Below are 11,706 nucleotides of genomic sequence, written 5' to 3' on the forward strand. Positions count from 1 at the left end.
GCGGGGTGTGCAGGGGCCCGGCGGGCCGCGTCAACGGCGGTCCCGGGTCCGTCGGCGGTGATCGTCGGGAGACGTGCCAGCCGCCCCCGTTGGACCAGTAGAGTGACGCTTCGTGACAGCGCGACGGCCTTTGAAGGACATTGTCGAACCCGGCTGGGCGCAGGCCCTGGAGCCGGTGGAGGAACGCATCGCCGCAATGGGGGACTTCCTCCGTGCGGAGATCGGGGCGGGACGCACGTACCTCCCGGCGGGACAGCACGTCCTGCGCGCCTTCCAGCAGCCCTTCGAGGAGGTGCGCGTCCTGATCGTCGGTCAGGACCCCTATCCCACGCCGGGGCACGCGGTGGGGCTGAGCTTCTCCGTGGCGCCCGACGTCCAGCCGGTGCCCAAGAGCCTGGACAACATCTTCTGGGAGATGCACAAGGACCTGGGACACCCGCGGCCTTCGAACGGTGACCTGACGCCCTGGGCGCGCCAGGGCGTGCTGTTGCTCAACCGTTCCTTGACCACCGCGCCGCGCAAGCCGGCCGCACACCGCGGCAAGGGCTGGGAGGAGGTCACCGAGCAGGCGATCCGGTCGCTGGTGGCCCGCGGCACGCCCCTGGTGTCGGTGCTGTGGGGCCGTGACGCCCGCAATCTGCGCCCGCTGCTGGGCGACTTCCCGGCGATCGAGTCGGCCCACCCCTCCCCCATGTCGGCGGACCGCGGGTTCTTCGGCTCGCGCCCGTTCAGCAAGGTGAACGAGTTGTTGGAGCGGCAGGGCGCCCAGCCGATCGAGTGGCAGTTGCCGTGAGCACGCCCTCCGTCCGCTGGGTCGTCGGGGTGGACTCCGGTGGCTCCGGGCTGCGGGTGGCCCTCGCCGACGCGGCGGGTGCCGGTGCGCCGGAGGTCGTCGACGCGCGCACCCCCGTGCGCACCGGCCCCGCGGGCATCGATGCGCGGCATCTGTTGGAGCTGATGCTGCCGATGGTGCGTGCCCTGTTCGTACGGACCGGGCACGGGGCGTCGGGCACCGGTGCCGAGGTGGCGGCGGTGGCGGTCGGCGCGGCCGGGATGGCGACGCTGGGCGGACAGTTGCGCGCCGAGTTGCCCGGGGCGCTCGCCACCGAGTTGGGGGTGCGCCGTCTCGCGCTCGCCGCGGACGCCGTGACGGCGTACGCGGGCGCGCTCGGCCAGCGCCCCGGCGCGGTCGTCGCGGCGGGCACGGGAGTGATCGCCCTCGGCACGGATCTGGCCGGTTGGCGCCGGGCGGACGGGTGGGGCCATCTGCTGGGCGACTGCGGCAGCGGTGCGTGGATCGGCCGTGCGGGGCTGGAGGCGGCGCTACGCGCCCATGACGGCCGCAGGGGCGGTTCGACGGCCCTGTTGTCCGCGGCCGAGTCCCTGTGGGGTCCGGTGACCGGGCTGCCGGGGCAGTTGTACCCGCGTACGGACCGGCCGGCCGTGTTGGCGTCTTTCGCGCCGCACGTCGCGCGGTGTGCGATCGAGGGCGACCCGGTGGCGGAGGAGGTCCTCGGGCGGGCGGCCGGGCACCTCGTGGAGGCGGCTGCGGCCGTGTGCCCGCCCGCGCAGCAGGGCGTCGCACGGGGCGCCGGTGTGGACGTCGCCCTGACGGGCGGTCTGTTTGCGATGGGCGATCCCCTTCTCGTACCGGTGCGGGAGCAGATGGCGGCTCAGTTGCCCGCGGCACGGCTGGTTCCGGCCGTCGGCGACCCGTTGGCCGGTGCCGTGTCCATCGCCGCCGCGCTCGCCGACGACTCGCTGCGGCTCCCGACGGATCCGGCGCTGCTGCACGTACCGCTGGCCGCACCGGCAGAGCGGGGCAGATGAGACGCGCCGTCTTTTCGCCCGCCTCATCGGATAAAAGCGGACAGATGACACCGGACGCCCCCCTCCCCGAACAGCCGCGCCGACAAAACCAGTAGCATGCGGCGCCATGAGCTCCCCCACTGGGCCAGCACCCGGCCTGCCTGTACGAATGCCGCGTCCCCGCCAGTCCGGACGGCACCGCCGCCCGGAGCCCGTGGCGGCTCCCGAGGGCGCACCCGCGCTGGTGCTCGCCGTACCCGGCGCTCCCACACCCGCGACGCGGGGCCTGGCCGAAGAGATCATAAGCATCGCCCGTTCGGAGCTTCCCGGCCTGGAAGTCGGCATCGGCTACCTGGACGGCGTCGACCCGCAGCCGCCCGCCCCCGAGTCCGTCGGCGCTCCCGTCGAGGGGGCCGACGGCGTCGACGCGGCCGTTGCTGACGCAAACTCCGTCGATGCCCCGGGCGCTTCAGGGGCCGTCGACGGCCCGTCCCTGGCGAGCGTGTTGGCGCGTACGGCCGCGCTGCGCACCGAGCGGTACGAGATCGCCACGGCCGCCGGCCGCGAGGTGCCGGCGCCGCAGGGGCCGTCCGCCGTCGTCGTCCCGCTGCTCGCCGGCCCGGACGCGGCCCTGATGGCGCGGATCCAGCAGGCCGTGGACGCCAGCGGTGCCGCGGTGGAGCTCACCGACGTGCTGGGGCCGCACCCGCTGCTCGCCGAAGCCGTGCACGTACGGCTGTCGGAGGCGGGGCTGGCCCGGGCGGACCGCGCGCGGCTGTTCACCGTCGCCACGGCCGCGGACGGCATCATCCTGGCCACCGTCGGCGGCGACGAGGCCGTGCGGGCCGCCGGGATCACCGGCATGCTGCTCGCCGCCCGGCTGGCGGTGCCGGTGATGGCCGCCGCGCTCGACGGGCCGGGCTCGGTCGCCGCGACGGCCGACCAGTTGCGCGCCTCCGGCTCGACCCAACTGGCGGTCGCCCCGTATCTGATCGGCCCCGAGTTGCCCGACGGCCTGCTGGAGACGGCGCTCAAGGAGGCGGGTGCGCCCGCGTCCGAGGCGCTGGGCGCCTATCCGGCGATCGGCAAGCTGGTGCTGTCGCAGTACACGACGACGCTGGGCATCACGCCCCAGCCGCAGGGCTCGCCCCTGCGCTGAGCAAGGGGGCGGGCGCCGGCTTCGGCGAGTGTCCGCCGCGCAACCTGCCGGTCGGTCATCTCCGCCGACCGGCCGGGTCCGCGGCACGCGCCGCACCGCAGCGCGTGCCGTGCGGGCGCACTGCTCAGGCGAAGACGACGCAGGAGGCCGCGGGGGCGTCCAGGGAGCCCGCCCGCCGCGGCACCCCGCTGGCGGGGTCGACGTCGAACCAGGTGACGTTCCCCGAACGTTCGTTGGCGACGTACAACCGTCGGCCCGCGGGGTCGAGCTTCAGGTCCCGCGGCCAGTGCCCGCCGCAGGGGACCGTGGTGGTCAGGGTCACCCGCTCCCGGTTCGGGTCCACCGCGAGGACGGCGATGCTGTCGTGGCCGCGGTTGGCGACCCACAGGTGGGATCCGTCGGGCGAGACGACGACCTCGGAGGGGTACGTGCGCGGGGTGACGCCCTCGGGCACCACCGGGACCTCCCCGATCGGGTCGAGCCGGCCCGTGGCGCCGTCCCAGCGGCACACGGTGAGCGTGGGCTGGAGTTCGTTGAGCACGTAGGCGTGGGTCCCGGCCGGGTGGAAGGCGAGGTGGCGGGGGCCGGTGCCGGGGCGCAGCGAGGTGGCGGCGTGCACGGTCAACTCCCCCGCCTTCGCGTCGAGGGCGCACACGTGCACGGTGTCCGTTCCGAGGTCCACGCCGAGGACCCAGCGGCCGGTGGGGTCCGCGAGGACCTGGTGGGCGTGCGGTCCGCGCTGGCGGTCCGGGTCGGGGCCGGAGCCCTCGTGCTGGAGCACTCCGCTGACGGGCTCGGGCCGGCCCTCGTCGTCGAGGGGGAGCACGCTGATGCTGCCGGAGCCGTAGTTCGCCGTCAGCAGGTGGCCGTCGACGACGGTCAGGTGCGTGGGTCCGGCGCCGCAGACGGGGACGCGGGCGCCGTGCTGGCGCGGGGAGGCGCCGCGGACGTCGAAGGCCGCGACGGCGCCTTCCGCGGTCTCGGACACCGCGTACAGGACGGGCTTGCCGGCGATCCGGGCGAGGGCGAGGTAGGAGGGGTCGGCGACGGCGTCGCTCGCCCCGGTCTCGGTCAGCGCACCGGTCGGGCCGTCGACGCTGACGGCGAGCACGCCGCGGCCTCCCGCCGAGGTGAACGATCCGATGAATGCCCGTCCCGCGCTCTTCTCGCCCACGGCGGTGTCCCTCCCACTGATGCTGTTGTTGCCCGGGCCGACGGTAGCAGCGGTCTAGACCAACTGTCTGTATGTGGCGGCGCACGCCGGCGGATTCGCAGTGCTTACCCCGCGGAAGCGGGGATCTACCCTCCGGTAGCGAGTTGTCTACGGGCTACCTCGGGTAGCAGCGGCGCGATGCTGGTCAGCGGGGTGGAGAGCGGGCTCCGGGGCGTATTGCGCCGGGGGCGCACGCTGGCGATCACGCGCTGACCAGTGTGAACGCTGCGGCGGAGATGGGCGGGTGGTGCCGGTGGGAAAGCCCCTGGGGCGTGCCCCACGACACAGCCCGCCGCGCGGCGGGGCCGCGGCTGGCATCCTGGATGAATGAGCCATGCACGCACCCTGTCGGTCATCTTCGATCTGGACGGCACGCTGGTGGACAGCGAGCCCAACTATTACGAGGCGGGGCGCAGGGTCCTGGCCGAGTACGGCGTCACGGGGTTCACCTGGGAGCGGCACACGGACTTCATCGGCATCGGGACGCGCGAGACGCTCCAGACGCTGCGTGCGGAGCACGGGATCGAGGCGCCGGTCGACGAGTTGCTGGCGGGCAAGAACCGGCACTACGTGGAGTTGGCCCGGACCGCGACCGAGGTGTATCCGCAGATGCGGGCGTTCGTGGAGTTGTTGGCCGGGGACGGGGTGCCGATGGCGGTGGCGTCCGGCTCCTCGCCCGCCGCGATCGATGCGGTCCTGACCGGAACGGGGCTCGACGCCCTGATCCCGACGGTCGTCTCCGCCGAGGAGGTGGCGCGGGGCAAGCCCGAACCGGACGTCTTCCTGGAGGCGGCGCGCCGGCTGGGGGCCGCGCCGGGGCAGTGCGTGGTGCTGGAGGACGCGCCGCCCGGCGCCGCCGCCGCGCACGCCGCGGGGATGCGCTGCATCGCCGTCCCGTACGTGGCGGCGACAGCGGACGACCCGGCGTTCGGCACGGCGAGCCTGCTGTACCGGGGCGGCCAGGGCGAGTTCACGGCCCGGGCGGCGTACGACTGGCTGCGCGGGCAGCGCCCCTGACGGCGGGGCGCCGGCGACCCGGCGGCCCGGAGCGTCAGGGCTTGCGCGCCAATCCGACGTACACCGGCACCCCCGCGGTCTCGACTTCGGCGCCTTCGGGCTCGAAGTCCCACTCCTCCAACGGCACCACGCCGGGTGCGGCCAGTTCCAGCCCCTGGAACAGCGCGGAGACCTCGGTGCGGTCGCGCAGCCGGAGCGACATGCCGCTGGCGCGGTAGATCTCGGTGACGCGTCCGAGTGCCTCCGGGTCGAAGTCCCCCGTCCCGTGGGCGAGCATCAGCACGCTGCCGGACGGCAGCGGCTCCAGCAGGGTGCGCAACACCTCCTGGGGCTCGGCCTCGTCGGGCAGGAAGTGCAGCAGGGCGACGAGGGAGAGCGCGACCGGCTCCCGGAAGTCCAGCACCTCCCGGGCCTCGGCCACGATCTTGGCCGGCTCCCGCACGTCCGCCTGGACGTACTCGGTGCGGCCGGCCCGGGTGCCGCGCAGCAGCGCCTCGGCGTGCCGGAGCACCACCGGGTCGTTGTCGACGTACACGATGCGCGCGTCGGGGGCGATCTCCTGGACGACCTGGTGGAGGTTGGGCTCGGTGGGGATGCCGGTGCCGACGTCGAGGAACTGGCGGATCCCCTGGCGGGCGAGGTGCCGGGCCGCGCGGCGCATGAAGCCCCGGTTGGCCCGGGCCAGGCGCCGGGCGTCGGGCAGCACCTTCAGCACCTGTTCGGCGGCCTCGGCGTCCACGGGGTAGTGGTCCTTGCCGTTGAGGAAGTAGTCGTACATCCGGGCCGAGTGGGCCTTCCCGGTGTGCACGCCGTCCGTGCCGTGGCCGTGCCCGGTGTCGGTCATCGCGCTGTCCTCCGTGGTCGCTCGTGGCTGTGGAAGTGCGGGCGGGGGCCCGCGGGTGCTTGGTGCTTCGTTCGTGGCCGTGCCCGGGCGCGCTCGCCCGCGCCGCCGCCGGTCAGACGAGCAGGAAGTCCGCGGCGCCGCCCTTCGCGCCTTCGACGAGTTCGGCGATGTCGCGGGCGGCGAAGATCAGGGCCGGCCCGTCGGGGTGCTGGGAGTGGCGCACGGCCACCCGGCCGTTCCCGAGTTGCTTCACCTCCACGCAGTTGCCGCCGTTGCTGCCGCTCCAGGGCTTCCTCCACGCGTGGGCGCCGAGGGTGACGTCCGCCTGGCTGACGTGGCTCATGGGTCAAGCTCCTTGCGAGTGACGTCGAGGAAGCGCAGGGTGTCCTTCCGCGACAGTGCGTGTGTGCTCATCTGGTCGAGGACCTCGCGGTAGAGGGCGACCTCCACCGGGTCCTCGCTGTACGTCGCCCTGCTGAGGCCGTCGATGCCCACGACGTCGGGGAGTTCGGGGATCTCGAACCGGAAGACGGAGAACGGGCCGAACCCGCCGGGGTGCAGACCCGCGGCGAACGGCGCCACCTGGAGGGTCACGGAGGGGAGTTCCGCCACGTCGAGGAGGTGTTCGAGTTGGGCGCGCAGCACCTCCGTCGGTCCGACCGGACGCCGAAGAACCGTTTCATCGACGATGGCCCAGAACTGCGGGGGCTCGGGATCGGTTCGGGTCAGCAGCGCCTGTCTCTCCCGGCGCAGTTCGATCTGGCGCTCCACCACCTCCGGTGCGGACCGGGGCAGTCCGAGGCTCAGCACGCAACGCGCGTACTCGGGGGTCTGGAGCAGTCCGGGCACGACGTGCGGCTCGTACGCGCGGATCCGGCGGGCCCCGCTCTCCAGGCTGACGTGGACGCCGAACCAGCTCGGCAGCACGTCGCGGTAGCCCTGCCACCAGCCGGAGACGTTGGCCTTCTCGGTCAGCTCCAGGAACTCGCCGGCCTCCTCCTCCACCACGCCGTAGATCTCCAGCAGCGCCTTGACGGTCAGCCACTTCAGGGCGACCTCGGCGCGCTCCATGCGCGTGATCGTGGTGTGGGACTGCCGCAGCCGCGTGCCCACCTCCTGCGCCGACAGCCCCGACGCCTGACGGAGTTGCAACAGCCGTCTGCCCAGGACCATCTGCAACACCGTGGGGGCTGACCTCGGCTCACTCACCTTCACGGCCCCTCTCGAACACCGGTTCACGGGGTGCAGTGTGCCATGCGAGCAAGAGCCTGCACAGGACACACACCCCATAGTGCACCGTGCAGAGTGCGGCTTGCCAACTCTCCTTACCCGGGCCATAGTTGGCGCAGTGACTCGGCTCACGCGGCTGACCGGCCGACGTGTACGAGACGCGGCGACGCACCCGGCCGCCCACCGCGACCGGGGCGTGGCTCCGGAGCGGTCCCCTACTCCTTCGCGGTGCGCGCGAAGACACCGCGAGGACGGCGTCCACCCTCTCCGGTCGTCGACCTGGGCTGGGAGTGCCCCCACCCGATAGGACTGCCCGTGACGCTCGCCGCAGACTTCTCGTCCCTGCGCCCACCGAACGACGACACCGTCAGCACGTGCCTGTTCGACCTGCCGTCCGACCACCGCTCGGTCTCCATCGCCCGACGCCTGGCCGCGACGTATCTGGACAGCCGCATCCAGTGCGACGACGACGTTCGGCACTCAGTGAAGCTGCTGGTCAGCGAGTTGGCCACCAATGCGATCCGGCACACCGAGGGGATCCAGTTCCGCTGTCGGGTGCGGTTGGAGCAGAACGCGGTGCGCATCGAGGTGGAGGACCGCGGCCACGCCCCGGCGCGGATCCGGCCCCGCGCCGCTTCGCACGACGACGAGTGCGGCCGGGGGCTGCACCTGGTGGCCCGACTGTCCAAGGACTGGGGGATGCGGCGCCGGGAACACGGGCCCGGTTCGGTCGTGTGGGCGGTGGTGGCGGCGCACTAACCGCGCGAGCCCCCGCACCACCCCGACGGACGAGCCGCACGACCGACCCTCGAAGCCCGCTCCCCCATCACTACGTGAAGTCGGGGGCGGGCCGCGCCTGATGGTGCGGGCCCCGCCCAAGCGCCGAGGCCCTACGACTCCAACTAACTGCTATGCCACTTAGCGGTTTAACGCTAGGATCTCCGTGGCACCTCGCCACCGGGGACCCTCCCGGGCCGCAGCAAGCCCCGTGCCCGGCCAACAGGAAGCGGGAGGGCCCCCGGCCTGTCCCCGGCCCACCTCCGGCCACCGACTCAGACGGGGCCGCAGGCCACCAGCAGCGGCAGGAACGGCGCCGCCACCGAGGCGACGAGCACCCCGATCCAGGTCAGTCGACGGGGGCGGTCCTGCGGGGTGAGGATGCGGCGCAGCCTGATCAGGGCTCCCGAGCCGCCGGCCCCCAGCGCCGTCCGCGGCGCCCGCCCCGCCGCGACCTCGCACATGGCGGTGGCCAGGGCGTCGCGCGAGTGCAGCCGCAGCGCCCGGTCGTCCGCGATCATCTCCAGCAGCAGCGCGGTCTGCTGGTGGGCGTGCCGGGCGAGCGGCAGTCCGGGGAAGGCGCGGGCGAACGCCTTCGTGGCGACCTGGGCGAGGTGGTGCCGGCCGCGGATGTGGGCCTTCTCGTGTTCCAGTACGGCCTGCAACTGCTCCTCGGTCAGCCGCTCCAGCGCGCCGCGGGTGACGACGATCCGACGCGCGCGCCCGGGCAGGCAGTAGACCGCGGGCGCCTCGTGCTCGACGACCGTCACCCCGTACTCCGACACGTCCGAGCCGATCACGCTCAGCAGGTCGGCGTGGCGCCGCCGCTCCCGGCCGGCCTGCCAAGCCGTCCACGCCAGCCAGCCGAACGGCAGCGCCAGGACCGTCAGCGGGGCCATCAGCAGACCGACGTCGGCGAGGGAGGCCGGCGAGTTCACGGGCTGGGCGTCCGCAGCCAGCCCGCAGGCCGTCAGCAGCCCCACCAGGCCCTCGTGCACGTGCTGCTCGACCAGCACCAGGTGGTACACGGACAGCGCGGTCGCCACCACGAAGGTGAGCATCAGGCCCTGCCAGGCCAGTACGGCGACCGTCGGGGCGCGGTGCGCCCATCGGGCACCGGCGAGTGCGTACGGGACGGCGGCCCCGACCAACACCGCGTACCCGGCGAGCGCAGCGGCCGTGATCACGAACCGCTCCGCCGCTTGGCGGCGCGCAGCGCGGAGCGCAGCGCCTGGACCTCGTCGGCGGAGATCTGTTCCACGAAGCTGAGGAGCACGCCGGCCGGGTCGGGGTTGCCGTCCAGGGCGTCCTGCATCCGGGCGGCGGCGTACTGCTGACGGGTGCAGGTGGCCCGGTACAGCCAGGCCCGGCCTTCCTTCTCGCGGGTGAGCATGCCCTTGTTGAAGAGGATGTCGGCGACCGTCTTCACGGTGCTGTAGGCGATGGGGCGCTTCCTGTTGAGGTCGTCGCGGACCTCCCGGGCGGTGGCCGGACGCCCCCAGTTCCAGAGGCGGTCCATGATCTCCGCCTCCAGGTCACCCAGCTGTCGCACGCCCACTCCCTTCGTCGGCGGCCTCGACACCCCCGCCGTCCAGGCTGCTCATCGTAGTGGTCGGACCGGTGGCGGCCGGGCCGTCGGAGGGGGCGGGGGCCCGTTCCGGGACGGCACAGGCGTTCGCGGTGCGCAGCCGGCGCACCAGCGCGTGGGCCAGCAGCGCGAGGGAGGCCACCGCGAGGACCGGCTGTGCGGGCGCCCAGTACGTCATCGCCCCGCTCATGCCGAGCGCCAGCACCACGAGCTTGTTGCAGACGGGGCAGCCGACCGCGAAGACCGAGAGCACGCCCGCCGCGATCGCCCGGGCTCCGCGCGGCCGGGGCGCGGCCCGGGAGGTCGCGCCGCCCGCGTAGGTGGCGACGAGCAGGCCCATCAGGATCGAGCTGCCCGCCCACACCGGGTAGTTCCACCACACGACGGGGGTCATCCGGGTGTAGAGGGACGACGGGACGACCCCGGTCGGCACCCCGATCGCGACCGCCGCGAGCACGGCCACGACCACCGCCACGGCCCACTGCCGCGGCTTCCACGCCCCCAAGCCCATCGCGGCTCCCGAGCTCATCGCGCCCTCCTTCATCGACAACGCCAAGAAGCTTAGTAGACCCTGGGTGGCCGCAGCACGGGTGGGATCCCTTCTGTATCGTCGGGCGCGGAGGTCACGTGGTGCGTACGAGCAAGACGATCAAGACAGCGGGTGTCTGGGGACATCTGCTGCTGGTCGTGCTCGCGCTAGGCGTCTTCGCGATGCACACCGTGGGACACCAGGACTCCGGCGCGTCCCACGGGGGCGACCGGATGGCGGCCACGTCCAGCACGTCCGCCGTGCTCGCGGTGTCGGCCGACCTCGAAGCGGCCCACGCCGCCGCGCCCCAGGTGCCGGCCGCGGAGGACGCCGGTGGCGACCACGACGCGGCCGGCTCCGGCATGGCGATGGACATGCTCTCGCTGTGCATGGCGGTGCTCGCGACCTGGATCCTCGCCGCCCTCCTCAAGGCCGCCCTCGCCCGCCGCGGAAACCGTTCCCCGCGGCTGCGCGCCGACGTCCTCGCCGCTCCTTTGCGGGGTCCGCCGCCGCGCGGCCCCGACCTCTCCTCGCTGTCGATCCTGCGGATCTAGGCCGTACCCGCCGCGGGCCGCTGTGGCGTGCCCGCACACCGCGTTCGTACGACCCCTTCCGACAGTCGATCGCCCTTCCCGAGGGAATGGCCGATCGCAGATCACAGCACGAGGTAAGTGACGTGACCGCTGAGAAGCACGCTGCACAGCACGAAGAGAAGCACGCCGACACGACGCCGTCGCCGTCCCCCGCCCGGGGGCGCCGGGCGGTCCGGCGGGGCGCGCTGGTCGCCGCCGTCGCGGCGGCCGGGCTGCTGCTCGCCGCCTGCGGCAACGACGACGACATGGGCGACATGGACCACGGCAAGAAGGACGCCGCCGCCTCCGCGGGCGCGCAGCCGGGCGACAACCCCGCCCCGGGCGCCTTCAACGACGCCGACGTGATGTTCGCGCAGATGATGATCCCGCACCACGAGCAGGCCCTGGAGATGTCCGCGCTGGCGAAGGACCGGGCGCAGGACGCGCAGGTCGTCAAGCTCGCCGAGCAGATCGCCAAGGCTCAGGACCCCGAGATCCAGAAGATGAAGTCCTGGCTCGCGGCCTGGGGCAAGCCGGAGTCCGGCGGCTCCATGCCGGGCATGGACCACGGCTCGGGCTCGTCCGGCGACGCCGGCATGGACGGCATGATGACCGACGAGGACATGGCCGCCCTCAAGGCCGCGAAGGGCAAGAACTTCGACACGCTGTTCGCACAGCTCATGGTCAAGCACCACAAGGGTGCGATCACCATGGCCGAGGACGAGCAGAAGAACGGCAAGAACGCCACGGCGAAGAAGCTCGCCGGCGAGATCGTCCAGGGCCAGCAGGCCGAGGTCGACGAGTTCAACGCGATCCTCAAGCGGCTCTGACCGCACGGGCGCACCGGCGTGGGGGGGGGGGGCCCGCCCGCCCCCCCCCCCCCCCCCCCCGCCGGCCCCCCCCCCCCCCCCCCCCCCCCCCCCCAAAAAAAAAAGAAACCAACCCCCCCCGGCGAGACGGCCGCCGCG

General features: G+C 73.5%; 14 protein-coding genes. 7 read left to right on the plus strand and 7 right to left on the minus strand.

The window, feature by feature from the left end; genetic code table 11:
- Nucleotides 1-130: 130 nt before the first annotated feature.
- The 3 genes from ACH4E8_RS13055 (at nt 131) to ACH4E8_RS13065 (ending at nt 2,968) form a co-directional block, all read left to right on the plus strand.
- Nucleotides 131-793: a uracil-DNA glycosylase gene (locus ACH4E8_RS13055; protein WP_398448280.1), complete on the plus strand. Its 663-nt coding sequence runs from the start codon at nt 131-133 to the stop codon at nt 791-793.
- Complete coding sequence (locus ACH4E8_RS13060) at nt 790-1,830, plus strand: N-acetylglucosamine kinase (RefSeq protein ID WP_398447361.1); 1,041 nt, start codon at nt 790-792, stop codon at nt 1,828-1,830. The genes ACH4E8_RS13055 and ACH4E8_RS13060 overlap by 4 nt, the downstream gene beginning before the upstream one ends.
- Nucleotides 1,831-1,936: 106 nt before the next feature.
- Nucleotides 1,937-2,968, plus strand: a complete 1,032-nt coding sequence (locus ACH4E8_RS13065) for a sirohydrochlorin chelatase (protein ID WP_398447363.1) — start codon at nt 1,937-1,939, stop codon at nt 2,966-2,968.
- Between the two features lie 124 nt (nt 2,969-3,092).
- On the opposite strand, the gene ACH4E8_RS13070 is transcribed toward ACH4E8_RS13065, so the two are convergent.
- Nucleotides 3,093-4,142, minus strand: coding sequence for a lactonase family protein (locus ACH4E8_RS13070; RefSeq protein WP_398447365.1), 1,050 nt, complete (start codon nt 4,140-4,142; stop codon nt 3,093-3,095).
- A 366-nt stretch (nt 4,143-4,508) separates the two neighbouring features.
- Between ACH4E8_RS13070 and ACH4E8_RS13075 the strand changes: the two genes are divergently transcribed.
- Nucleotides 4,509-5,198: an HAD family hydrolase gene (locus ACH4E8_RS13075; RefSeq protein ID WP_398447367.1), complete on the plus strand. Its 690-nt coding sequence runs from the start codon at nt 4,509-4,511 to the stop codon at nt 5,196-5,198.
- 34 nt (nt 5,199-5,232) lie between these two features.
- Here ACH4E8_RS13075 and ACH4E8_RS13080 read toward each other — a convergent pair whose 3' ends face one another.
- The 3 genes from ACH4E8_RS13080 to ACH4E8_RS13090 all read right to left on the minus strand — a co-directional run bounded on the left by ACH4E8_RS13080 (nt 5,233) and on the right by ACH4E8_RS13090 (nt 7,251).
- Nucleotides 5,233-6,042 (minus strand): SAM-dependent methyltransferase, encoded by an 810-nt coding sequence (locus tag ACH4E8_RS13080; protein ID WP_398447369.1) that lies wholly within the window; start codon nt 6,040-6,042, stop codon nt 5,233-5,235.
- Nucleotides 6,043-6,154: 112 nt separating this feature from the next.
- Entirely contained in the window at nt 6,155-6,385 is a 231-nt protein-coding gene (locus tag ACH4E8_RS13085; RefSeq protein WP_398447371.1) for a DUF397 domain-containing protein, read from the minus strand.
- Complete coding sequence (locus tag ACH4E8_RS13090; RefSeq protein ID WP_398447373.1) at nt 6,382-7,251, minus strand: helix-turn-helix domain-containing protein; 870 nt, start codon at nt 7,249-7,251, stop codon at nt 6,382-6,384. The genes ACH4E8_RS13085 and ACH4E8_RS13090 overlap by 4 nt, the downstream gene beginning before the upstream one ends.
- 336 nt (nt 7,252-7,587) lie before the next feature.
- Between ACH4E8_RS13090 and ACH4E8_RS13095 the strand changes: the two genes are divergently transcribed.
- Nucleotides 7,588-8,031, plus strand: coding sequence for an ATP-binding protein (locus tag ACH4E8_RS13095; protein ID WP_398447375.1), 444 nt, complete (start codon nt 7,588-7,590; stop codon nt 8,029-8,031).
- Between the two features lie 293 nt (nt 8,032-8,324).
- On the opposite strand, the gene ACH4E8_RS13100 is transcribed toward ACH4E8_RS13095, so the two are convergent.
- From ACH4E8_RS13100 to ACH4E8_RS13110, 3 genes are read right to left on the minus strand one after another with little or no spacing between them, the layout of a single operon-like run.
- Nucleotides 8,325-9,236 (minus strand): M56 family metallopeptidase, encoded by a 912-nt coding sequence (locus ACH4E8_RS13100; protein WP_398447377.1) that lies wholly within the window; start codon nt 9,234-9,236, stop codon nt 8,325-8,327.
- Nucleotides 9,233-9,601, minus strand: a complete 369-nt coding sequence (locus tag ACH4E8_RS13105; protein WP_398447379.1) for a BlaI/MecI/CopY family transcriptional regulator — start codon at nt 9,599-9,601, stop codon at nt 9,233-9,235. The genes ACH4E8_RS13100 and ACH4E8_RS13105 overlap by 4 nt, the downstream gene beginning before the upstream one ends.
- On the minus strand, nt 9,585-10,166 hold the full coding sequence (locus tag ACH4E8_RS13110; protein ID WP_398447381.1) for a hypothetical protein: 582 nt from the start codon (nt 10,164-10,166) through the stop codon (nt 9,585-9,587). The genes ACH4E8_RS13105 and ACH4E8_RS13110 overlap by 17 nt, the downstream gene beginning before the upstream one ends.
- Before the next feature lie 98 nt (nt 10,167-10,264).
- Here ACH4E8_RS13110 and ACH4E8_RS13115 point away from each other — a divergent pair, with 98 nt between their 5' ends.
- Both ACH4E8_RS13115 and ACH4E8_RS13120 read left to right on the plus strand, forming a co-directional pair.
- Nucleotides 10,265-10,720 (plus strand): DUF6153 family protein, encoded by a 456-nt coding sequence (locus tag ACH4E8_RS13115; RefSeq protein WP_398447383.1) that lies wholly within the window; start codon nt 10,265-10,267, stop codon nt 10,718-10,720.
- A gap of 224 nt (nt 10,721-10,944) precedes the next feature.
- A complete protein-coding gene (locus ACH4E8_RS13120) occupies nt 10,945-11,568 on the plus strand; it encodes a DUF305 domain-containing protein (RefSeq protein WP_398448282.1) in 624 nt (207 codons plus the stop codon).
- Nucleotides 11,569-11,706: the final 138 nt, after the last annotated feature.

Source organism: Streptomyces sp. NPDC017979 (assembly GCF_044328175.1).
Lineage (GTDB): Bacteria > Actinomycetota > Actinomycetes > Streptomycetales > Streptomycetaceae > Streptomyces.